Below are 23,602 nucleotides of genomic sequence, written 5' to 3' on the forward strand. Positions count from 1 at the left end.
CAGAAAAAAATAATAGTTACAAAAAAGTTAAAATCAACTTTAAACTTCTTATACTCTATGAATAAACGGTTTCAAAAGCACTAGTAATTGTTTCCACGATTAAAAACAGGTATAGATTATATAGGTATAAAGAACTATATGTAATAGTAATTTTGTTTTATCTTATTTTATTGATTTTTAAGGGGTTATTCGATTTTTACTGTAGAAACACCAGTTAATTTATGGATTATTTTTAAAATACATACTTTATTTTAATAGGTGTTAAGAACTATATTAACTAAAATGAATTTGTTACTAAAGTCTGATGATGAAGCTTGGATCCTCGCCTAAAATGGGACAAGTCAATGGTCACTGAAGCCATTAGAGTGACAAAAACTTATGACTTCCAGGAGGATTACGACATGAAGGTTACAAAAAAGATACTTACTGCATCCATTACGGCAGCCCTGTTACTTGGAACAGTGAACATGCCTGCTTTTGTAAATCAAGCTTACGCGGCAACTACAACAACATTAGAAGTGATTTACGGTGTTAATTTAAGAAAAGGCCCGAGTACTTCTTCTTCTGTTATTCGGATGCTTCAAAAGGGTGAAAAAGTTACACTAGTTAGTAAATACAGCTCAAGCTTTTGGAAAGTAAAAGATTCTAAAGGGAATACAGGTTATATTTCATCCTCATCTAAATATACAAAAACCGTTAGTGGATCATCTCAAAGTGGAAGCAGCAGTTCATCCAGCAGTGCAACCGTGGAGAAAGTCATTTCTGCCGGCATGAAATATCTAGGCACTCCATATAAGTATGGCGCAGACCGAAACAGCACGAAATATTTTGATTGTTCTTCTTTTGTACGACGTGCTTTCATGGATGGTGCGGATGTGACGCTCCCAACGGATTCTCGCAAACAAGCTACTTATGTAAAAAATAAAGGGAATACGAAGAGCAGCATCTCTAGTCTAAAACGCGGAGATCTGATGTTCTTTATGTCCTATAAAGGTTCAAGCGCGTCTTCTTACTCTGGGGTTAACAAAAGTAAAGAGACCGTGACTCATGTAGGTATTTACCTTGGAGATAATAAAGTGTTGCATACGTATTCCACTGACTCCGGCGGTGTTCGTGTCGATACGATTACAGGGAAGCACTGGCAATATCGTTTCCTATTCGGAGGAAGCGCACTATAACAATAAACCAAAAAGACAACTCTTCAAACAAAAAAAGAGTTGTCTTTTTATCTACTATTCTAGGTTCATTCATGATAGAGTCGCAAAATAATGTTTTGGTTGTAATTTCCGAATCCCTCACCATATAAGGTAAGCCCACCCACATGCTTGGCCTCTTCCGCGGTAGCAAGACGAAAAGTCCATTGATTTCGGTTCACAGGGATATCTGTGATGGTTACATCCGACAATCGCTGTCCATCAATGAAAGTACCCATAGGGGTGACTCTAATGATTTTTAATAGTCCATATTGGTTCACATCATCGAGCCACCAATCCGGTGTAAAAACACCCCGCCCATGACCTGAATCCCCAGGGCTTGTCCATATTCCCAGCTTCACACCATTTAGCGTAAAGCTGATATCAGACGGCCAGTTTGGATTCACACCTGGCGCTTCTGAGCCAATCTCGAATGAAAGTTCAATTTCGGTAAGTGAATGACCTTGCAAAACGTAATTTGGAATCTTGTATTCTACAAATCCTTTACCAAACCAGAGAATATGTGCATTCACTCGTTCGGGGTCAAGAAAGTAACGAGGGTCATCATATTGACCAATTACTTTTTCCGTAGTAGACAGCCCGCAAGTAGGGTGAACTTCACATTCTGTATAATGACCAATCGGGATGGATACTTCTTGATATTGACGAGAATTCTGCGCCTTTTGCGGCATCGTGATTTCAATCCAATCTACAGAAAGGGAATTGATTTTATGTGTGCCGCTATTTTTTCGAATCATCTTGGATTCCGTTATGCCGGCTTCCTCCAGTTTACGGACATGCATCGTAACGATGGCGCTACTTAGGTTTAATCTTGCTGCAAGCTCTTTGATATTGAGCGGCTGCTCAGCAAGTAATTTGATAATGGAAAGACGTACATTGCTAGCCAGAGCTTCATAGAGAGGAAGCCACTTTTCATCTGTATTTGCTCTTATCATTTGAATTCTCCCCTGAACGTTCGATAGTTAATATCAACTATTATAGAATTAGCTTCAATATAAATCCAATATTTTTCTAGAAAACAGGAAAAAGAAGGTTGATTTTATACTATAATTGGATTTAAATATAAAGTAAGCGATAACAATTTATAGTTGAATTAATTTTTATATTAATCTAAAGAGGTGAAAAGCGTTGGGAAACAAGGCAAAGATGGTTGTAGATAAAGATTTTACAATTGGTGAAGTAGACAAACGTATTTATGGATCATTTATTGAACATTTAGGTCGTGCTGTATACGGCGGGATTTATGAACCTGGGCATGAAACGGCGGACGAGTCTGGGTTCCGTGGAGATGTTCTTGGGTTAATTCAAGATCTTCAAGTACCGATTGTACGTTATCCAGGTGGAAATTTTGTATCCGGTTACAATTGGGAAGATAGTGTAGGACCCAAAGAGGAACGGAAACATAGACTGGAACTTGCTTGGAGAACAACAGAAACGAATGCTTTTGGATTTAATGAATTTGTGGATTGGGCGAAGAAAGCCAATACCGAGGTCATGATGGCTGTGAACTTAGGAACACGCGGGATTGATGCAGCACGCAATATTGTAGAGTACAGCAATCATAAATCAGGCTCATACTATAGTGACCTGCGTATTAAACACGGATACAAAGAGCCGCATAATGTAAAGACATGGTGTCTTGGCAATGAGATGGATGGACCGTGGCAGATTGGTCACAAAACTGCAGAGGAGTATGGCAGAATCGCCTTGGAATCTGCGAAAGTAATGAAACTGGTTGATCCTTCCATAGAGCTTGTTGCCTGCGGCAGTTCGAGCATTCATATGCCAACATTCCCTGAATGGGAAGCAACGGTACTTGACCATACGTATGATCATGTAGAGTATCTTTCTTTGCACCAATATTACGGAAATCGGGAGCAAGATTCAGCTCAGTTCCTCGCGCGTTCACTAGAAATGGATCAATTTATTGAAACGGTAACAGCAACTTGCGATTATATCAAAGCTAAAAAACGCAGTAAGAAAAAGATGTTCCTTTCTTTTGATGAATGGAATGTATGGTTCCACTCCAATGAAAATGACAGTAAGATCGAACCTTGGGGGGTTGCACCTCCTCAATTAGAAGATGTATATAACCATGAGGATGCGCTGCTTGTAGGCTGTATGCTGATTAGTTTGCTGAAACATGCAGATCGTGTAAAAATGGCATGTCTAGCGCAGCTCGTCAATGTCATTGCTCCGATCATGACAGAGAATGGCGGCGCTGCATGGAAACAAACCATCTATTATCCATATCTCCATACCTCCGTTTATGGCCGTGGTCAAGCGCTCGTTCCGCTGATTCAATCGCCTAAATATGATACGAAAGAAATTACGGATGTTCCTTACCTTGAGGCAATTGCGATACACAACGATGAGGCGGGAGAAGTCACGATCTTCGCTGTCAATCGTCATCTGGAGGAGTCGCTTCCTGTAGAGATAGATTTACGCAGTTTTGGTGACTGCCGTCTGATCGAACACACAGTACTCGAGTCAGACGATCTGAAAGCAGTAAATACCGCAGCCGAACCAAACCGAGTAGCTCCGCATACGAACGGGAATGCAGTCGTAGACGGAACGACCGTTACTTCACAGCTTGCTAAAGCCAGCTGGAACGTAATCAGACTCAAAGTGAGTGTATAAGAAGGACCATGAAGTTTATTCTTTATATTAAAAACCTCTGCTCCGAGGACTCTCTCGGGCAGAGGTTTTTCTAATCCACAGAATATATATAATCGTACCTCTAAGATTTATTTACATAGTGATGAATAGCATCCCTTAGAAATTGGGCAGCGCCAGTGCCTGCCTTATCCTCATAATAAGAAGTTAATCGCTCATCTGCTACATACATATCGGCAAGGTTTTGATATGCCTCTTCTGAAAATGTACTCCATGAGTACATCAGCCACTGTTGATGTTTCTGTACTACATGTTCTGCTTCTTCAGATGCGGGGCTGTTTGTCTCCATTGCTTTTTTCAATAAATCAATGATTTCGACTTCAAGAGTCTGCATCTGGTGATAATCTTGTTCACTCATTCCTCTGAATCTGGCGTTGCTCTCGTCGATCTCGCGGTCTCCATATTTTTCTCTGATTTCCGCACCAAATTTAGTTTCATTCTCCCGAATTCGCTCGGCTTTTAGACCTTCAAATTTCTCTTTGTCCTGCATCTTTCTTCCTCCTTCTTTACTTTCAATGGTGAGCTTCACCGTATGGAGCAATTGTTCAAGATGATCTCGTTTTTGAGTGAGTTTAGTATAATGTGTTTTCAAAGCAATCACTGGGTCAAAATCAGGATGTTCTAGAATCTTGTGAATTTCGTCCAGACTCACTTCCAGCTCGCGATAGAATAAGATTTGCTGAAGCCGGTCCACCTCTTTCTCTTCATAGATTCGATAGCCGGAAGAATTAATTCGGGCTGGCTGGAGCAGTCCAATCTGATCGTAGTATCTGAGTGTGCGGCCGCTGACCCCAGATAGCTCCGCCAATTGATGAACGGTATATTCCATGATGAATCCTCCTTCCAAATCTCATCCTAAACGTATACGTAACGTATAGGTCAATAACTAATTTTTAATAAAATTCAGTTCTAACAGCTATGTAAAATAAGCTCCGTAGTACTTCCGACCGGAAGCAGCTGCGAAGCTTATCTTTAATTCCGTATTTTGCTCAAGTATACAAATTAATTCTGTTTTTCATTCTTTTGTGCAGATGGTTGTTTTTCGAATACTTCAGCTGCTTCTTCTGCAGAAAACTCAGTATCGAAAGCTCCTGGTACAGGCAGTTTATTCAGCTTCGTATTGCTAACCTCTGCTTTGGTTGGTTCATTGCTTGATGATTTACGCATGGGAACACCTCCTTTATACGAACATCAACAGTATTTTTCCAAACATGGCTATTTTCTATACCACATTTGAACTGTGATCTAAGGATCGGAGGGGGAGATCAATTTATCGCTGGAAAGAAGGCGCTGCAAACTTGTCAATCATATCTCTCAGCTGTTTGCGAAGTGTGTGTTCCGTCGAATGCTCAATTTCAATAACAGGCTCTGACGTAGGATCAGGCTGAATATTATGAACGCTGTAGAAATGCTCTTCTACATTTAGCAGTAACAGCATCTGCTCTGGAGTTGGCATTTCTTCATCACCATAATGAAGAATGCTTAGATTATCTAGATTTTTCCCTGATAGTATGAAGGCAGAACTCCAGGCCCGGATCATTTGTTGTTCAGGTTCGGTTAGTGCCCATTCACTTAAAAGAGAGGGAACGTTCGTATCCGGCGAAATAGCGGTTAGTGTATTCCATCTAGACTCAGATAAACGGAGCTTAGCGGAATCAGCAGGGAGTAACCGCTCCTGACTGAGATAGAATCGATACAACTCTTCTTCCCATTCGGAAGGTTCCGTCCATGTAAACAGATGAATTCGCTGATTAACGGTGAGATGGTACAAGTATTGACCGCTCTGTTCTTCTTCTCCGGCATGAATTGTGAGCACTTTTTCTTGATCATTGCTAAGCGAATAGCCCCGGAGCATCCTGCGGCTTCTTGCAAAATGAATCAGCATTTCCAGCAAATCAGGCACGAATTCAATTTCCATTTCTTCCAAACTGACAATAAGTCCTTTAGAAAGAAGACTATGTGAGGCAGCCTGAAGGATCAGTTCCCATTCACGCTCTGATAATTCTCCGTACATCGGTTTCAGCAAGCCGGCAGCTACGTCCTCTGCTCCCATTGATGCGAGTGCAAAGCCAAACTCTTCTATGGATAACGTAATTAGTGGTTTGTCCATAAGTCCTCCTATAATCTGTTATGATGAAAAGCTCGGCAAAATGAGTGGATATGTAGGTTAGTTATCTTTATTTTATACTTGCCCCATTATGAACACGGCGAAGTAGTTTCAGTGTTCTTTTTAGTTCATCAGTACTTAGTACATGGTAGGTGTTGATATCCACATGTTCTTTATTTTTTAGCTTCAGTCGATAGAAAGGAGGGACTGATTGTACCCACTTGTTCATGGAAGAATCGTGAAGATCTATTTTCTGAATGGAATTCCAGGGAATGAGGGTCCCGTCATTCAGTACGATATTGTTTTGATCATAAGAGAACAAAGGTCTCTTAAAGAAGGTGAGGCTCAGTAGTCGAATGAGTTGGGGTCCAAAAAACCAAAAACCAATCAGCACACCACTGGCATAGTAAATGGCTTCAGCTATACCCAGGTTATCTTCAGTAAGGGCGTATACGAGCACAAAACAGCCAGAAATGAGAATGAGAGAAGCTGTTGCTTTCATAAAGGCGAATTTTTGCCGATAGGATATCGATTGCATAAGTCAACCTCCGGGTCTTTTGAGTTAACTTCGTATTCCGTATTATTTGAATAATTCACTAGCCCAGCGAATAGCCCCTTCTGCTGCACTAGCTATATGTTTACCGGCGAATGATCCCGCAGCACCGCCAACATAGGCGCCTACTGCCGTTCCTACAGGTCCAAATGCACTTCCGAGGGTTCCGCCAACGATGGCACCTGCGCCTGCTGCTGCTGATTTAATAACGACATTGGAGGCTGATACGGCAACGTCTGTTCCGGTAAGTGTTCCGCTCTTCATTTTTCCTACGGTTTTGACACCTTCATCAAAAATATTAAGTCCAACATTAATAGGGAAGAGCTTTTTGCTGATCATCTTTGGAATCGCTGAAATCTTCATACCATATTGACCTTTTGGTACTCCAGCTACCACATTACGAGTCCACGCCGAAAAACTGTTTGCTTTACTAAAACCGAGCCCGACTTTCCCCATTTTCAGGTTTCCAGCCCATTTATCAAATCCCTTCAGTCCTTTCATGACAAGCCCAGGCTGACGAAATTGTTTATCTATTCTGCGTGCCATATTTCTTAGGAATGAATCGGGTCCTTTTCCGTTTACCCATTTCGCGTTATGGATGACTACACGGTTTGGATTATTTTTGTGTCGTTTAAATTCAACGGTCTTTGTTAAAACGAGTGAGCTCGCCAGTCCGCTGTATAATGCAGTCCCGGCCAAGGCTAGGTTTCCACGTAAGCCATTAACTGAATTCCATGTATTCGAGCCGTTGTCAAATGCATCCGAAAGGGTCTCTTTCGTTTTTTCTTGCCATGCGTCTTTACTGTTACCTTCTGTCCTAATTCCGGTATCTTGTGAACCATCCGCTTCCGCAAATTTGACGGAGATGGAATGAAGTTCGGTGCCGATCGAAGATACTCTAGAAGTAAATGTATCCATCTGGGTACGAGCAGTCTGGAAGTCCTGATAAAACCGTTCCTGGGTTATGCCTGACCACTGGCTTTGCAGGGAGAGAATATTCGCGTTCAGACTCGCCACCATACTTTTACTTTTCTCGGATGCTTGCGTAAATTGTTTGGAGATTTCGAGAATACGTTCTGGGGGGACCACAATTCTTGTCACTAACCATTCACCTCATCATAAATATTGAACAGAAGAAGGACACCATCAATATATGGTACATTTACCCAATAATTCTAATGTTAGAATCATCCGGTTAGCAACTAAAAATGGATGATTTTGCACAAAACAGGTCTTTAGGAAGAACTGTGATATGAGCCCAAGGTTCCACATACTTTCATTTATAAGAAAAACAGCCCCAAAAGCAGGGTAGCTTCTGAGGCATCTTTTTACTATTTGCGTACTCACGTACGAATGAAGCAGAGTTTAGCCGGCATCATTTCGTGTTTTCTCCTCTAACCCAAATATCATTTCACGTCCCGCTTCAAGTGCATGTTGATATAAATCTTCATACGTTCCTCTCAGCTCCATTAGTTCTTGATGGGTGCCGGATTCCACGATTCGGCCTTCTTGCATGACAAGAATACGATCCGCATGCATGATGGTAGATAATCGGTGAGCGATGACTATGGTAGTCCGCCCGGCAGCTACAGAAGAGAGGGCATTTTGGACTAATTGTTCCGTATGTGAATCTAGATTCGCTGTGGCTTCATCCAGAATGAGAATTCGCGGCTGGAACACGACAATACGAGCAAAAGAAATCAGTTGCCGTTCTCCCGCCGATAACCCGCTGCCTCTTTCAGATAGATGCGTATCATATCCATCTGCTAAACGGCGAATCATGGAATCCGCCCCTACAAATCTGCAGGCTTCCATAACTTGCTCTCTGGGCACATCTTCTCGGAATAGCCGAATGTTATCAATGATTGAGCCGGAGAAGAGAAAAGGGTCCTGCTGAATTAGCCCAACAATACGGTGTAACGTTTCTTGCGGCAGTTTACGAATATCTACACCGTCAATCTCAATACTGCCCTGATTCACATCATAGAATCGATTCAGCAGACTAATGACCGTACTTTTGCCCGCACCGGTAGTTCCTACAATTCCAATCATCTCACCCGCATGAACAGTCAGATTCAGGTTATGAATGATAGGCTGATCCTCAAGATAACCAAAAGAGACATCGTTAAAATCAATTCGTCCGTTCACATCATCTGTCGTTAGAGTGGCGGCCTCATTAGTATCCGGTTCTTTCACTCCGGGATTTGTGCTGAGTATCGCCCAGATCCGTTCCATCGAGACCGTAGTGGATTGGAATGTATTCCACTGCATCGTAATTTGGTTGATTGGCTGAAAGAATTGACGGATATAACTGATAAATGCATAGAGTACGCCGACTTCCAGTGAGGAACCGAGGACAGCTTTACCGCCTAACCAGATCATAAGTACAAGAGCAATATTCCCTAAAATATCAAAGGTTCGGTTGAAAATGACGTTAGACCGAATCTGTCTTACATTGGCCGAAAAGTAGTGTCCATTTTGTTCGTTAAATTGTTTCATTTGTTCCTTTTCCTGATGATAAACTTGAATGAGAAACATGCCGGATAAGTTCTCCGCAATAAAGGAAACCAGTCTCGACAAGCGGGTTCTTGCTTGCTGATAGGTTTCGCGCAGATATTTGCGGAACAAGACAGCCACAAGGGCAATGAACGGAAGAACTGCGACAGAATATAGAGCAAGTGTAACGTCCAATTGGAACATAAAAACAATAATCATCACGAGCATCATACCGTCTCGTATAAGACTCAGCAGTACCTGTGTGAAGAAAGAACTGATTGTTTCTGTATCACTCGACACATTGGTGACGAGGCTTCCGCTATGTTTGCGATCAAAAAAGGACATCGACATCTTCGTAATATGAGTAAACAGATCTTTACGAAGTGCAGCTACAATGTTCTGTCCTGCATACTGCAGCAGATTATTTTGAATATAAGTGAATATAAAACTAATGACCGACAAGACAAGATAGACCAGTGCAATTTGAATGAGAAAAGTAAGTCCTGTTCGGCCCAGTGCTAAATGGTCATCGATGGCCACCTTAATGAGATACGGCTGTGAAAGTTCGGCAGCAATCCCAAGTAAGGAACAGAAAAAGATGAGAACAAAAGTAAAACGATGCGGCCTGCCATATCGTAATATGGAGCGGAATGCACTTGTATTTTGTTTTTTATCTTCATCCAAATCCATTTGGGTATGGGGTTGTTTATCTCTTATGATCGTATCAGACATGATGCAATCCCTCCTCCTGAATACGGGCAAGAGAAGCGTACCTGCCTTCAAGGTTCATCAGTTCTTGATGCGTACCTTGCTCCATAATTCGTCCTTCCTCAAGAACGACAATCACGTCCGCATGTTTCACCGCACTGATCCGGTGCGAGATGATCAAGGTCGTTTTCTGTTTACGATCTTTTTTTAATTGGTTTAGAATACCGGTTTCAGTCACGGCATCTACCGCGCTCATGCTGTCATCCAGAATAAGCAAAGGTGAATTCTTCATCAGTCCTCTGGCGAGACTTGTACGCTGCCTTTGCCCGCCTGACAAGGTGACTCCTCGTTCACCGAGTGGTGTTTCAAACGACTTAGGGAACTGAACGATGTTATCGAAGATCATCGCCTGCTTGGCGGGTTCTTCCACCTGACTAATCGTAGCCGTTCGATTGCTGAATGCGATATTGTCACGAATCGTTGTGCTGAACAAAAAACCGTCTTGAGGTACGTAGGCTAATTTTGAACGCAAACTTTCAAGTGTCAGACTGCGTACATCTGAACCGCTGACCTTGATTGTGCCGACAGGAGGTTCATAGATGCGGAGCAGTAATTTTACGAGTGTGCTTTTCCCGCTGCCCGTTCGTCCCACGATTCCGACCGTTTTTCCTGATGGTATGACCAGATTGATATCCTTCAGAGCGAATTCTTTACTACCTGGATACTTGAAGGATAGCCCTTGAATATGAATGTCTTCTACCTGCTTCAGTGGTTTGGCATCGGCCGTCTCGCGTACATCGGGAATTTCAGCGAGCAGACTGTTGACACGCTCAAGAGAAGCACCGGACCGCTGCATCATATTAATCACATTACCGATCTGCTGAAGCGGGCCCATAATCATACGCAAGTACAGGGTGAGAGCTACAAAACTACCAAGACTGATCGTGTTCTGAATCGTCATGTATCCGCCTACCACAATAGATACAACAAGGGAGAATGCGCCTAACAGAGGAAGCAGTGCCTGAAAAAGGGACGAGAGACGTACCAACTTAAGTTGTTTATCCCTTATTGCATCTACAGAGGAACCAAAACGGGAACGAGAGATTTCTTCCGTAGCAAACGTTTTGGTAACGCGAATCCCGCCAAGTTGTTCTTCCGCTGATTCTGTCATGGATGCAAGCGCTTCCTGAACAGCTTTTGACCTTTTGCGGATACGTGGTCCAAAGTACACTACTAGAAAAGGAATGGCTAGCAGAGGACCTACGCTGATCGCGATGAGCGTAAAGGGAATGCCGCTAATCATCATCATCACTACACAAGACACTAGCAAGAATACCGCATTGGTTGTCTGATTGATCCCGTTAGATATTGCTTCTCTGACGGAAGTAACGTCATTCATTACATAGCTGAGAAGCTTGCCTGTACCTTGTTTTGCAAAATATTTTTCACTAAGCTCTGAAAATTTACCGAAAAGCTTCTGCCGGGTAATGAACTCGAATCTTCTGCCGAGCCGCATAATCATAAACTGGCCGAGTCCGAATAAAGCATTGTAAGAAATCGCTATAATCAATAGTTGCAGACTGAAGTGGATGATTTTATCCATGGTGAGCGTTTGTTTTTGCAGTTCATCTGTAAATTGTCCTACTACACGAGGGAGCAGGGCCTGATCCACATTGGAGATAATGATTAGCAGAATGGCACTAAGGTAGGAAAGCCAGTGGGACTGCACATAGTTACGAAGTAAACTTCGATCATTCACGGATCACTCATCTCCTTAATTCGTGTTTGCGGACACAAAAGGGCAGGACGCTGGTTGTTAAAAAAGCGTCGTGCCCTTTCTAATGTATGTACTATACTGAACATTATAATCTTATTTTTAAGTAAATTCGTTTTATTGTCAAACCATTTCGTGGTCAAAAAACAGCTTTTATTAAACTACACTTTAGCGTAAAAAAAGAATGTGATGAGATTTCTCGCCATTGGGGAATATATAAGTAGTCTTGCAGAATAAATCATTGCCATGAAACATATTTCAGAACTTTCTCGTTTAGAGAGTAGAACATATACGTGAAGAAAATGAAGAATCATAGATAATGGAGGTAGGTTACGATGAAACGTTTAACCGTTAAAACTTCAGTTGTAGCTTTAAGTTTGTCCTTTGCTCTTGGAGGAATGTCTGCTTTTGCTTTTGATGATGTTACATCAGATACACAGGTACAGATACTTCAAGCGCTTCGCGATCAAGGGATTGTGAACGGAATGACTTCGAACAAGTTCAACCCTGCCGGTGCTCTAACAGAGGCTCAAGGAATTCAGATGATTGTGAATGCATTTGATCTGAGCGCAGGAAACGAAAAGACGGAGCCAGGGAACCCGAAATGGTATCACGAAGCGTATGATGCAGCTAGAGCGGAGGGCTTGTCTTTACCGGCAATGGCAGACGCAGACGAGGCTCTTACCAGAGAAGTATTTGCTGATCTCTTATTGGAAGGTATGAACACTACAGGAGACTATCCTGTTATCTTACTCTACAACCATATAAAAGATGAACAAGAGATCAAACCCGAATATATTTCCTCGATTCAGAACTTACTGAATATGAAGGTGATTAGACTTGATGAGAAGGAACAATTTAGGCCCCGTGATACGCTCACTCGAATGGAGGCGGCAGAGATGGTCTATGGAGCAAGGGAGTTCATTGATCGACATAGAAATGGCGGTGCTTCAGATGAAACACCGGGAACGGTGCCAGGAAGCGGTCAGCAGGCAATGATACCCGAGGTCTCTTCCCAAACGATAGACGAGAAGACGGTAAAAGTGAAAATAAGTCTGGAGCTGCCTAATCCCGGGTATGGTCTTGAGATTAAAGATGTCGAACTTAGCAAGAATGGCAAAGCGATCATCAAGTATGAGATTATACAACCTGATCCTAACAAAATGTATCCGCAGGTAATCACAGAGAGGACTGCGGAGACCAATATCCCTTCAGGATATACACCGGAAGTGGCGCCTTTTTCATAACGCTCCGGTATTCCATCTGACTGTTTCGTTGTTTTGCTTCGCAAAGCCAAAGGCACTGTCGAACGCTGCGGAATTCCATCTGACTGTTTCGTTGTTTTGCTTTGCAAAGCCAAAGGCACTGTCAGATGGAATACCTTCGCTAGTAGTTTGTATAATGTAAAAAAGAAGCACGGATGTGATAAACTGTCCTTTACAAGGGGTTTATGAAATCCGGTGCTTCTTTTTTTGTTACTATAGAAATTATAGGCGAAAATAAAGGAACATAAGGTAAGGAAGAGAAATAAAAAAATAAAGGTGATCAAATATGATACTACATAAAGGTGAAGTGCTTTTTCGGCAGGGGGATATGACTCCTCTTTACCATCTCAAATCAGGTATGCTCAAAATCATTAGAATCCAGGAGGATGGCGGAGCATTTCTTGTTAATATTATCGTTCCCGGAGAGATGTTTCCTCATCATAGTTTAATTAGTCCCGGTCCTAGTTTTGGCTCAGCCTTAGCTTTATCTACTTGTGAAATCGAAGTGATTCCGGCAGCAGAGTGGTATCACTCATTGGCAGTACAACCTGAGAAATACCGGGAGGTAGCTCTAAAGCTTCAAGAGAAACTTCGTATGATGCAGCAGCGAATCGATCAAGTAACCGAAACTGAACCTGCCGAGCGTCTGCGCAAACTCCGTTCATGGATGGAAACGTATATTGCACCTGAAAAAATGACCGATCTCCTAACCCAAGCAGAAATTGGTCAGTTGATCGGTCTTCGCAGAGAGACGGTGAACCGCCTCTTACGTTCAGGTGAATTTAATTAAGATAGGCAAGTAGTTATAGTGCTTCTTTTGGTCCGAAGAACTCATAATGCAGATCTTCTTCTCGAACACCCCAGCTAGTCAAGCTGTCCCGAATACTCTTCATAAAGGAGAGCGGACCGCAGAAATAGAAATGTGCATCCGTTGTAGGTACAATCTCTTGCAGCCAAACCAGATCAATTCGTCCTGTTTTACTGAAACCCGTATCTTCAGGGAGCGGGTTACTGTAGCAGAAGTGGGTAGTCACTTGTTCGTTAGTGGCTTCGAGTTGTTTCACTTCGGAACCCATTGCATGTACTTTTCCATTATGAGCTGCATGAATAAAGGTTACTTTTCGATTTGGCTGTTGCTTCACAGCAGTATTCACCATACTCATTAGCGGGGTAACCCCGATCCCTCCTCCAATAAAGACGACAGGTCGATCATCAGTAAGTTCCATACGGAATTCACCAGCAGGAGCAGACAGGAGAAGTTTGTCTCCTTCTTTGATCTCGTTATGCAGGTAAGAAGACACTTTACCTTCTGGTGTATTCAAAGCTCCGTCTTCCCGTTTTACACTAATGCGATAGTAAGGTTCGTGTGGTGCAGCGGACAAGCTGTACTGACGAATCTGCGTGTAGGTTTCTCCAGGAACCTGAACTTTTACACTCACATATTGACCTGGCGTAAAGGAAGCAATTGCTCCTCCATCCGATGGAATAAGATAGAAAGAACGGATGAGTTCATTTTCTTCCACGATTTTGCTCACGGTAAATGGACGGAATCCAGTCCAGCCTCCTTGTTGGCCTTCTGCCTCCTCATACATTTCTTTCTCAATATTGATAAACACACTTGCGATGACTCCATATGCGTTATTCCAAGAATGAATGATTTCATCTGTTGCTGCATCACCAAGCACTTCTTTAATGGCAATGAGTAAATATTTCCCTACAATTGGGTAATGTTCAGGTAGTATACCTAGACTGCGGTGTTTTTGAGCAACTTCTTTTACTGCAGGAAGAACGGCTTCCAGTTGATCTATATGTTTGGCTGCTGCATAGATCATGTTAGCAAGAGCCGCTTGTTGCTTGCCTTTTTTCTGATTCGCGTGGTTGAAAATGTTCAATAATTCAGGATGATGCTCAAATAACATTTTATAAAAGCATGTGGTGATGTCTTTTCCGTGTACTTCAAGAACGGGTACAGTTGATTTAATAATGGAAATATCATGGCTGCTTAACATATGTAAACCCTCTTTTCTTACTGCTTTATTATTCATATCTTCAGTATAAAAGAGGGAGTACGTTTAAATAGTGATTCAGATCACAAATTTTATGAACAGATTGCATCCTTTATTCATTGACATTCGTATAGAGGTGAAGAGTAAGAACCATCTGAAGAGGAGCAGGATTGACAAATGAGTATAGAATCGAAGAAACTTCTGCAAGCAGAACTCGTTCTAATCGAGAAGTGGGAGAAGGAACAGAAGGATATTTTTTTCTGGGAAAAGCTAGGGCGGTTACCCTTCGCTATGTTGGACAAGCTTACGCCGAAGATCATTAGAGATAAACTCGGAGTGCTTTTAAATGAACTCGGGGCCTTTTTGCAAAATGGCGGTCGATTCCTTGTGAATAAAAGGACTGTTTTGAAGCACATTCATAAATTTCGAAGTGAGGAAGAGCTAACGGAACGAATAGGAATAAAGAAAAAAGGGCTACAAGTTAAAAAAATGTTTACTCAAGTATCGTCTGCTGCTTTGGCAGCTGCCGGAAAGTTTCGCGCTGAGGAAGAAAAGGATGTTGCCACTTTACCTGAGGATGCACCTGAGCTTGCAATAGAGGATATTGCGAAACTCCCTATTGCAGTTATGGATCAAGCTGCAGATGACATTATCCAAGGACGGATCAAGTTTGCGGCGGCAAGCGGAGCAGCTACGGGAGTAGGCGGGATTGTAACCATGGCGGCGGACCTCCCGCTCGTCTTAGGAACTTCCTTAAAAACGTTACAGGAGATCGCCATCTGCTATGGATATGACCCCGAGGAGACCATGGAGCGAGTATTTATCGTAAAATGTCTTCAATTTTCTTCAGCCGATATAGTAGGTAAAAAAGCCATTATTGAAGAGCTGAGCCATTTTGATGAGGAACATACCAATGCCGAAGTCATTTCACAGCTGCAAGGATGGCGGGAGGTTGTAACTGCCTATCGTGAAAACTATGGATGGAAACAGTTGTTTCAGATGATCCCGATTGCTGGCATTATTTTTGGGTCCATCAGTAATAAAGGTGCGCTTACCGACGTTTCCGAAGCAGGAAAGATGCTCTATAAAAAACGCCGGTTATTAAAAAAAATAGATGAGGTAGTGGAGCTTTAAGAGCTGTAGATAGTGCCTGAATGCTAAGTTTTCGGATTGGGAATGAACTGATAAAACAGGATAAGATAAGAGATCTTTTACGCTAACTGGGCTCCAAGTTTATATATTTTCTGAAGCCATTCTTGCCTTTGTTGCTCTGTGGACATTTTCATCGGACTAATTTCGGTTACTTTTACGGTTTTAACTCCGCAGTAGCCAAGAATCCCTTGCTTCATGACCCGATGTCCTGCATTTCCATAGATGAATCGATAATACCAGGGCGGCGTATCCATCGTTACGATGAGATGAGCGGTTTTGCCTTTCAAAAGTTTTTCCCACAGAAGGCTATCCGGTTTATGTTGATAAGCAAATCCAGGTAGTAAAGTGCGGTCAAAGAATCCTTTTAGAATCGCAGGCACAGACCCCCACCAGAGCGGGTATACGAAAATAAGGTGATCAGCATCTTTGATCATTTGTTGTGCTTTTAGAAGGTCTGGTTCAAGTTCTGTTCGTTTGCGATATCCGTGTTGTAGATTGGGATTAAACTGGAGCTGGCTCAGGTCTATGAGATTAATCTTCACAGGATGTTTAGATACTCCTTCTAGATAGGAGTTGGCGAGTCCTTTGCAAAAGCTTTCTTCATCAGGGTGTCCCATTATGAGGGTAATGGTTTTAATCTCATTTTTCTTTTTCATGATTCCTCCAAGAATGAATTGTATTTATGTCTGAATCTGCATGTGTTGGTCTAATCATAACGGGGTGAGCGGAAGTAACCTATGATGAATGACGCAGATTTACTGATCGATTCCGCATTGAATCAGGAAAAAGGTCGGAACGGGAGGAGGAAAGATATGAAAGGTGTGAAAGATATAAAGCACTACGAAACATCCGTTACTATGCTGTATACCTTGGTGAAGACGTTATCGTATAAAGGGCACGACGTAGAAGTATTTCTCAGCAGTCACGGATTACAATCTGGCCTGTTAAAACAGCCAGGGGCCCGAATTGCAGCCAAACAGCATATGGAGCTGATGAATGCAGCTGCGCTTCTCCTGGCGGATGAATTTTTTGGATTACACCAGGGTAGAAGAATGGAAATGGCAGACCTTGGAGCCGTAGGTTATGTAATGATGCACTCTGGTACGCTTGGAGAGGCGATTGCCGCATATCAGAGATATCATATTATTGCTTGCAGCGGTTATGGAATTGTAATGGAAGAAGCAGGGGAAAAGGTGATTCTTCGCTTATCTTTGGAGGGGCTTCAAGGGAATGTCTCCCGTCACTGTACCGAGGATATGATCGGTTCACTCGTACATATGTTATCAAGGCTAAGCGGCATACCGACCAAGCTGCATACCGTCTCCTTCACTCATGCACCGCCTGACTCGGGAGATTTCACACCATATATAGAAGTGCTTGGTACCCTTCCTGATTTTGAAGCTGCTGCTAATGAAATTCGGTTTGATCGCTCTGTACTTGATTATCCGGTGATGTATGCAAATGGGGAGCTCGTTGCTTGGTTTGAACAGCAGGCGGAAGAAGTGAGAAAGAAGCTTACGGAGGGACAACAGTTCACAGATGAGGTTATGCACTTTTTAATTGATCAGCTGCGCAGCCATATACCGACTTTGAAAGAGACCGCAGCTGCTTTTCATATGGGAGTACGAACATTTCAAGGAAAACTACAGCTTGAGAAAACGAGCTATACGCAGGTTTTGGCTTCCGTTCGCAAAGAGCTTGCTCTGCGGTACTTAGGCAAAGAAGGATATTCTATTTCAGATATCGCTTATATGCTTCACTTTTCAGAAGAGAGTGCTTTCCATCACGCATTCAAACACTGGACGGGAAATACACCTGGACAATATCGAGTTTTGAGAGAGAAAATGTAACTTTTCGCGCATCTAATCGTCTGTTTGTATTAGAAGTGAATTTTTAGATGGGAGGACAGCTACAATGGAGAACAATGGTGGAAAAGATGTGTTATATCTTTTGATCTTCGTCGTGATTAGTTTCTTTGCCGTAATTATTATGTTTCCTTACGGACTTGCTTTGATTATGGGTATTTTTCTAGCCTTCTTATATAAAATCGTGTCGCTCTTAATAGAGATCAGAAATAGATTGGAACCAAAAGTGAAGCGAACAGAGGATACGCTGGAGTAGAAATTAAAAAACGCCGGGAAGGGCAAACCTTCGCGGCGTTTATTATTATGCAGTGCGATCCGTCCAAGTGGCCAGTTTCTTGTCTGATGGAAGCAGAAAAGTTAAGAATCCCAGCAGCGGCATAAAGCTGCACACCTGCATAACCGGGCTAATTCCTGCGGCATCAATCCAGTTCCCCAGCACAAGCGCACCAAGCCCGCCGAGTCCAAAAGCCAGGCCCGTAACCATGCCGGATACGGTTCCGATTTTACCTGGTACCAGCATTTGGGCATAGACTACAGTGATCGAAAAGCTGGATAACATAATGAAGCCGATAATCGACAAAAGTACACCCGTCCAGAAGAGATTGGCATACGGGAGTATTAGGGACAGTGGTGCAGCAAAAGCCATGGAAGCAAAGATCATATTTCGTTTTCCAAAACGATCAGCAAGCGGTCCTCCAAAGAAAGTTCCGAGCGCACCCGCTCCAAGGAACAGGAAGATATAGATCTGTGCATCTTGAGTAGACAGCGAGAAGGTATCTTTCAGGAAAAAGGCATAGTAACTTCCGATGGAAGATACATACCAAGAACGAACGAATACTAAGATAATTAGAATGAAAAAGGCATACATGATGTTCTTTTTCACCGCAGGATTCATGATTCCATCTGCTGCTTTCTTTCTAGCATATCCTCCGCTTTTCAGCGTTTGACCGTACCATCTGGCGATAAAAATCTGGACCGCAATCCCTACCGCAGCTAGAGCTGCAAAACCGAGGGAACCCATCAGTCCGAAGGGGATAAACACCCATCTAGTGAGGAGAGGAGCAAGAGATTGTCCTGCATTGCCGCCTACTTGAAAAATAGACTGGGCTAATCCCCGGCGATTTCCTGCAGCCATATGAGAGACTTTAGAACCTTCTGGATGAAAAGCGGCCGATCCAAGGCCCACGAGAATAACGGACATCATAATGGCCATGTAACTGTCGGCAAAGGCAAGAAAGATCATACCTGAGCAAGTGAAACCCATGCCAATTGGCAGGAGGGCGGGAGTAGGTCTTTTATCGGAGAAATAACCGACAACGGGCTGCATAATGGATGCTGTTATATTTAGTGCAAAAGCAATCCAGCCCATCTGGCTGTAACTGATTCCCATGGAGTCTTGCAGTACAGGGAAGATAGCGGGAATAACCGACTGAACCGAATCATTAAGCAAATGAACGAGTCCGATCGCAATCAGAATCCGGTAGATTGTCTGTGAACCGGCATCAGGACGAGGAAGCGGCCGGGAAGCGGAACCGGTCTTCGTCAGTGAATTGAGTGACATGTAAGGTCTCCTTTTCCTATGTAATTCGTAACAACGTAATCGTTAATTAACCGAAACAGGTAGATCTTTACATCATATGACATCATTTACTTAGTAAGCAATCCCTATATTGGAGTTACAAAAAAAGAGGCGCCTCACTTCGTAGTGAAACGGCCTCTTATACTGGGTTACTTGGAATCTCGAAGGATTAGCGGTTATCAATATTCTCAGGATACATATCGTGTTGGAACAAACGCTGAGTAGCGAGCTCCTCATATTTCGTACCTGGACGACCATAGTTACAGTAAGGGTCAATAGAGATTCCACCTCTTGGCGTAAATTTGCCCCATACTTCAATGTAACGCGGGTCCATAAGTTTAATGAGATCATTCATAATGATGTTAACCACATCTTCATGGAAATCTCCGTGGTTACGGAAACTGAATAAATACAGTTTGAGTGACTTACTTTCTACCATTTTAATATCAGGAATGTAGCTGATGTGGATGGTTGCAAAGTCAGGCTGCCCAGTAATCGGGCATAAGCTTGTAAATTCTGGAGTGTTGAATTTAACAAAGTAATCCCGGTAAGGATGTTTGTTATCGAAAGTTTCCAAAATGCTTGGATCATATTCAAAATTATATTTTGTCCCCTGGTTACCCAGTAGTGTAATATCTTGTAGTTCATCGGATTGACGTCCAGCCATGTTCATATCTCCTTCGTACATCTTCTTATTATTTATTTATTATATTTATACGCCGCGTTTATTTCCCCATACCAGCGTATGGAGCTGCGGCAAGACACGTACATCATTCATATCAGAGAGATCCATTGTTTGATCAATGAGCCACTCATAACGGTGGAGAAGGGAGGAAGCAAGATTCTCTGTATCTCCCGTACCTACATCTGGATTCCCTGTCTGCAAATACATTGCAACACCTGGATAACGACGATGAACTTCTCTCGCATACGCAAGATCTTGCTCATCAAAGATAACGACTTTTAGACTGTAGGCTTTATCTCCCGTTCGATCAGCCAAACGGTTCACCATCTCATCTAAGGTATCCCAGTTTGTGTTCATACCAGAGCTTGGAGGTTTTGGTGAGATCGTCACTTCATTAATATCCATAAGCCAATCCTGCCAGCGGGAACCTTGAGTCTCTACTGCTGTGCGGATTCCGCGTTCCTCAAGCAGTTCTACAAGGGAACCAATCTGAGGTAAGATCGCAGGGTTACCGCCAGAGATCGTGACATGTGAGAATCGGTCGCCCCCGATAGAAGTAAGCTCTTGCCAGATCTCTTCTTTACTCAATTGACGAATTTGATCTTTCGCACTGCCATCCCATGTAAAAGCAGAATCACACCAAGAACAGCGATAGTCACAACCCGCAGTACGTACAAACATCGTTTTCTGACCGATGACCATGCCTTCTCCTTGAACAGTAGGTCCGAAGATTTCAAGCACAGGAATAGGACGAGGGTTACTCATCAATCATCCACTCCCGTCTTACTTCTGCATAACTGGTTGGAGTCTCGTAGAGCCGCACAAATTCAGTACGTCCACTTTCAATTTGGGAGCAGTAGGGCTCACTTTGCAGAGCCGCTTCCATCTGTTCATAAATCCACACGACCATATTCTCTGCGGTAGTGTTCATTGGCGGTAAGGTTTCGTTCAAATATTGATGATCGAGATAACCTTCAATCTGAGTTTTCCAGATTTCTTTTACATCGCCAAAATCGACGGTGAGTCCTGTCTCACCAGGAATCCCGCTAATACCAAATACAACTTTATAGGTATGGCCATGCAAGTTTTTGCATTTGCCTTCATAGCAGTGCAGGTGGTGCGAAGCATCAAAAGTAAATTCCTTGCTGACAAGGACCCGTTTACGGTGATAGCGTAGCTGCTCTTTTTGAATATCTTCTCCGATGCGCTGCAGCCGATCTACGATCCGAAAAGTACCGGGCTGTGGTCTCATTGCTGTTCACCGCCTGTAATAGTAGAAGAAATGTTTTGATTGCGTTCAGCAGTATATTCGTCAAGGCCAGCTTTCCGAAGTTTACATGCAGGGCATTCGCCGCAGCCATCGCCCATAACCCCGTTATAGCAAGTAAGTGTACGCTCACGTACAAATTCAAAGGCTCCGAGTTCATCCGCCATTGCCCAAGTTTCTGCTTTGTTCAGCCACATGAGAGGGGTATGAAGAACAAAATCATAATCCATCGCCAGGTTTAATGTGACATTCAGTGATTTTACGAATACGTCACGGCAGTCTGGGTATCCGCTAAAATCAGTTTCGCATACACCGGTAATAATGTGACGTGCTCCTTTTTGTTTGGCAAGGACAGCCGCAAAGCTTAGGAACAAGTGATTTCTTCCATCAACGAACGTGCTTGGCAGTTCGCCTTCTTCTTGTGAAATATCAATATCACTGCGAGTGAGGGCATTTGGTGCCAATTGATTGAGCAGGCTCATATCGAGAACCGTTTGCTGCACACCTAGTTCACGAGCGATATCAGCAGCCACTTCAATCTCTTGTTTATGGCGCTGTCCATAATCAAAAGTAACAACTTCCACTTCTGCAAAGTGTTTTTTTGCCCAGAACAGGCAAGTCGTGCTATCTTGTCCGCCGCTGAATACGACGATTGCTTTTTCATTATTGAACATAAAAAAACCTCTCTATCTTCTAGGATTAGTAAACACGAACGGATCGCGTTTCATCAGCGGAAGAAAAGAGAAGTTCCTTACTCGATCAACAAAAAACAGGCCACTACCAAAATTGGAGGGCACTTATATAGATTGACAAGGCATCATTTACGAACACGAAAATGAGCAATCGGCCACTTTATGAAAATAAAGTTGCTGACTGCACAGGGAGGTAAATAAGCCTGCATATTAGACAATCTGTATAGTTTTTTATAGAGGGAGTTCGCGAACCTCTCCCATGGAAATCGGATATCCCGCATGATGATCCATGGATTTTATATTTGTAGTTGTCGTTAGTTCTTATCGTACTCGTAGTATTATAGCAGAAAATACGCACAATAGAAGACCTTTTACTTAATCAATACGTTTCCAAAAGGTAACACTTCACGCAAAATCCGTTTAAAAAGACCCTCGTCATTGTTAATATCACTCTCAAGTTTCCGATTTTCACGGCCAGCCTGAAACAAGACGGTACCTTGACCGGTCATCTTCCAGTGATAGTTCATATGCTGACTCGCGAGATGATTTCCGTACACGGTGAGTTCCAGTTTTGCATTTTCCGGATAGGCAATGACACTGCCCGCATCCACATACAGAGGGGCAGTGGGATGAAGTTCTTGTTCACAGACTTGACCTTGCGTGAGAATACCGATCACTCCGTGACCCGAAAATTTCATCTTTATTGCATCTCTTGTGATCAGCATATTTTTGACCTTAAGAATTCTAGTCTGCATTTGAATGCCTTCGCTATAGAAGAATAAATGCCGGAAATCGTAGAGCAGATCGCTTTTCTCTTCAAGTTTGATCGATTTCATGCTGAAACCGGGGGGCAGTGCAGTGACAAACTGGCATGGACCGCTAATCTCGGATTGAATGAGTTTATGTTTACGGTACATTCCGCTAATATTCATGAGCCGATCATTTCTGCCCGTACCGGACCCGCGGTAAGCGACAATCTGCTGCGGATGAAGCACATGGATCTTGTCCCCTTCCGTTAAAGAGAAAGTGACAGCTTGCCCAGTAACCGTAGAAGCTTCGTGTCCTTGAGAAATTTGCATCTTTTATTTTATTCCTTTCTATAAAAAGAAACTTAGTTTTAAAAATTACATTCTCGAATGTTTTTGCATACGATAACGAATGATACGGACAAGCACGAAGTAGAAAACGATAAGACAAATGGCTGTAATCACCGTCGTCATTATTCTTTTTTGTGTCTTCGTTCGTTGTTCTTCTGCTTTTTGCAGCTGATTTACCATGGAAGAAAGGTTTTCATTTTGCTCCATGAGATGCTGATTTTGTGCCATTAATTGTTCATTATGAGCCTGGAATGATTGTATATTTTCTTTGGCACTGTTTAGTTCTGTCATCGTCTGTTCATAGCTTTCTTGTAATTTATTTACTTCCTCTGGTAGATTCGTAAACTGTTCATATCCGTTATATACATTTTCCCAGAATCCGGCCTGAGCCCGTTGATCTGAATACATGAGAAGTAGACTGTACATGGCTAGTGTCATCAGTACAAGCTGCCACTTTTTTTTCATA

At 42.7% G+C, this 23,602-nt stretch carries 24 protein-coding genes and 1 riboswitch; of the genes, 7 read left to right on the plus strand and 17 right to left on the minus strand.

Annotated elements, in window-relative coordinates:
- Positions 1–401 precede the first annotated feature (401 nt).
- A complete protein-coding gene (locus ACWPWY_RS00375) occupies positions 402–1,178 on the plus strand; it encodes a C40 family peptidase (protein WP_454189886.1) in 777 nt (258 codons plus the stop codon).
- A 65-nt stretch (positions 1,179–1,243) separates the two neighbouring features.
- On the opposite strand, the gene ACWPWY_RS00380 is transcribed toward ACWPWY_RS00375, so the two are convergent.
- Positions 1,244–2,149: an ArsR/SmtB family transcription factor gene (locus tag ACWPWY_RS00380; protein ID WP_454189887.1), complete on the minus strand. Its 906-nt coding sequence runs from the start codon at positions 2,147–2,149 to the stop codon at positions 1,244–1,246.
- Positions 2,150–2,360: 211 nt separating this feature from the next.
- Between ACWPWY_RS00380 and arfA the strand changes: the two genes are divergently transcribed.
- Positions 2,361–3,854: an arabinosylfuranosidase ArfA gene (gene arfA, locus ACWPWY_RS00385; RefSeq protein WP_454192746.1), complete on the plus strand. Its 1,494-nt coding sequence runs from the start codon at positions 2,361–2,363 to the stop codon at positions 3,852–3,854.
- Positions 3,855–3,954: 100 nt separating this feature from the next.
- Here the strand turns inward: arfA and ACWPWY_RS00390 are convergent, their stop codons facing one another.
- The 7 genes from ACWPWY_RS00390 to ACWPWY_RS00420 form a co-directional block, all read right to left on the minus strand.
- Complete coding sequence (locus tag ACWPWY_RS00390; RefSeq protein WP_454189888.1) at positions 3,955–4,719, minus strand: MerR family transcriptional regulator; 765 nt, start codon at positions 4,717–4,719, stop codon at positions 3,955–3,957.
- Positions 4,720–4,892: 173 nt separating this feature from the next.
- Entirely contained in the window at positions 4,893–5,057 is a 165-nt protein-coding gene (locus tag ACWPWY_RS00395; RefSeq protein ID WP_191803848.1) for a hypothetical protein, read from the minus strand.
- 103 nt (positions 5,058–5,160) lie between these two features.
- The gene (locus ACWPWY_RS00400) at positions 5,161–6,000 is read right to left on the minus strand and encodes a hypothetical protein (protein WP_454189889.1); all 840 of its coding nucleotides are present in this window, start codon (positions 5,998–6,000) and stop codon (positions 5,161–5,163) included.
- Between the two features lie 67 nt (positions 6,001–6,067).
- A complete protein-coding gene (locus tag ACWPWY_RS00405) occupies positions 6,068–6,535 on the minus strand; it encodes a hypothetical protein (RefSeq protein ID WP_454189890.1) in 468 nt (155 codons plus the stop codon).
- Between the two features lie 42 nt (positions 6,536–6,577).
- On the minus strand, positions 6,578–7,651 hold the full coding sequence (locus ACWPWY_RS00410; protein WP_454189891.1) for a WXG100 family type VII secretion target: 1,074 nt from the start codon (positions 7,649–7,651) through the stop codon (positions 6,578–6,580).
- A gap of 264 nt (positions 7,652–7,915) precedes the next feature.
- Positions 7,916–9,778, minus strand: a complete 1,863-nt coding sequence (locus ACWPWY_RS00415) for an ABC transporter ATP-binding protein (protein WP_454189892.1) — start codon at positions 9,776–9,778, stop codon at positions 7,916–7,918.
- On the minus strand, positions 9,771–11,513 hold the full coding sequence (locus tag ACWPWY_RS00420) for an ABC transporter ATP-binding protein (protein WP_454189893.1): 1,743 nt from the start codon (positions 11,511–11,513) through the stop codon (positions 9,771–9,773). Before ACWPWY_RS00420 ends, ACWPWY_RS00415 begins: the two co-directional genes overlap by 8 nt.
- Before the next feature lie 350 nt (positions 11,514–11,863).
- Between ACWPWY_RS00420 and ACWPWY_RS00425 the strand changes: the two genes are divergently transcribed.
- The gene (locus tag ACWPWY_RS00425) at positions 11,864–12,775 is read left to right on the plus strand and encodes an S-layer homology domain-containing protein (RefSeq protein ID WP_454189894.1); all 912 of its coding nucleotides are present in this window, start codon (positions 11,864–11,866) and stop codon (positions 12,773–12,775) included.
- Between the two features lie 304 nt (positions 12,776–13,079).
- Complete coding sequence (locus ACWPWY_RS00430) at positions 13,080–13,583, plus strand: Crp/Fnr family transcriptional regulator (RefSeq protein ID WP_454189895.1); 504 nt, start codon at positions 13,080–13,082, stop codon at positions 13,581–13,583.
- A 13-nt stretch (positions 13,584–13,596) separates the two neighbouring features.
- Here the strand turns inward: ACWPWY_RS00430 and hmpA are convergent, their stop codons facing one another.
- Complete coding sequence (gene hmpA, locus ACWPWY_RS00435) at positions 13,597–14,802, minus strand: NO-inducible flavohemoprotein (protein WP_454189896.1); 1,206 nt, start codon at positions 14,800–14,802, stop codon at positions 13,597–13,599.
- Between the two features lie 174 nt (positions 14,803–14,976).
- Between hmpA and ACWPWY_RS00440 the strand changes: the two genes are divergently transcribed.
- Positions 14,977–15,933 (plus strand): EcsC family protein, encoded by a 957-nt coding sequence (locus tag ACWPWY_RS00440; protein ID WP_454189897.1) that lies wholly within the window; start codon positions 14,977–14,979, stop codon positions 15,931–15,933.
- 77 nt (positions 15,934–16,010) lie between these two features.
- Here the strand turns inward: ACWPWY_RS00440 and ACWPWY_RS00445 are convergent, their stop codons facing one another.
- Positions 16,011–16,607, minus strand: a complete 597-nt coding sequence (locus ACWPWY_RS00445; protein WP_454189898.1) for an NAD(P)H-dependent oxidoreductase — start codon at positions 16,605–16,607, stop codon at positions 16,011–16,013.
- A gap of 156 nt (positions 16,608–16,763) precedes the next feature.
- Between ACWPWY_RS00445 and ACWPWY_RS00450 the strand changes: the two genes are divergently transcribed.
- Both ACWPWY_RS00450 and ACWPWY_RS00455 read left to right on the plus strand, forming a co-directional pair.
- Positions 16,764–17,801: an AraC family transcriptional regulator gene (locus ACWPWY_RS00450; RefSeq protein WP_454189899.1), complete on the plus strand. Its 1,038-nt coding sequence runs from the start codon at positions 16,764–16,766 to the stop codon at positions 17,799–17,801.
- 64 nt (positions 17,802–17,865) lie between these two features.
- Positions 17,866–18,072, plus strand: coding sequence for a hypothetical protein (locus ACWPWY_RS00455; protein ID WP_454189900.1), 207 nt, complete (start codon positions 17,866–17,868; stop codon positions 18,070–18,072).
- 45 nt (positions 18,073–18,117) lie between these two features.
- Here the strand turns inward: ACWPWY_RS00455 and ACWPWY_RS00460 are convergent, their stop codons facing one another.
- From ACWPWY_RS00460 to ACWPWY_RS00490, 7 genes are all read right to left on the minus strand, one after another.
- Complete coding sequence (locus ACWPWY_RS00460; protein WP_454189901.1) at positions 18,118–19,377, minus strand: MFS transporter; 1,260 nt, start codon at positions 19,375–19,377, stop codon at positions 18,118–18,120.
- 187 nt (positions 19,378–19,564) lie between these two features.
- A complete protein-coding gene (queF, locus tag ACWPWY_RS00465; RefSeq protein WP_454189902.1) occupies positions 19,565–20,062 on the minus strand; it encodes a preQ(1) synthase in 498 nt (165 codons plus the stop codon).
- 45 nt (positions 20,063–20,107) lie between these two features.
- Positions 20,108–20,845, minus strand: coding sequence for a 7-carboxy-7-deazaguanine synthase QueE (queE, locus tag ACWPWY_RS00470; RefSeq protein ID WP_454189903.1), 738 nt, complete (start codon positions 20,843–20,845; stop codon positions 20,108–20,110).
- A complete protein-coding gene (gene queD, locus ACWPWY_RS00475; RefSeq protein WP_454189904.1) occupies positions 20,838–21,332 on the minus strand; it encodes a 6-carboxytetrahydropterin synthase QueD in 495 nt (164 codons plus the stop codon). Before queD ends, queE begins: the two co-directional genes overlap by 8 nt.
- Positions 21,329–22,021 carry a 7-cyano-7-deazaguanine synthase QueC gene (gene queC, locus ACWPWY_RS00480; protein ID WP_454189905.1) on the minus strand — a complete coding sequence of 231 codons (693 nt, stop codon included), beginning with the start codon at positions 22,019–22,021 and terminating at the stop codon, positions 21,329–21,331. The genes queD and queC overlap by 4 nt, the downstream gene beginning before the upstream one ends.
- A 235-nt stretch (positions 22,022–22,256) precedes the next feature.
- A riboswitch (PreQ1 riboswitch) is annotated at positions 22,257–22,300 on the minus strand.
- Positions 22,301–22,410: 110 nt separating this feature from the next.
- Complete coding sequence (locus ACWPWY_RS00485; RefSeq protein WP_454189906.1) at positions 22,411–23,118, minus strand: AIM24 family protein; 708 nt, start codon at positions 23,116–23,118, stop codon at positions 22,411–22,413.
- Positions 23,119–23,163: 45 nt separating this feature from the next.
- Entirely contained in the window at positions 23,164–23,601 is a 438-nt protein-coding gene (locus tag ACWPWY_RS00490) for a hypothetical protein (protein WP_454189907.1), read from the minus strand.
- Position 23,602: the final 1 nt, after the last annotated feature.

It is taken from the genome of Paenibacillus sp. Marseille-Q7038, assembly GCF_965111595.1.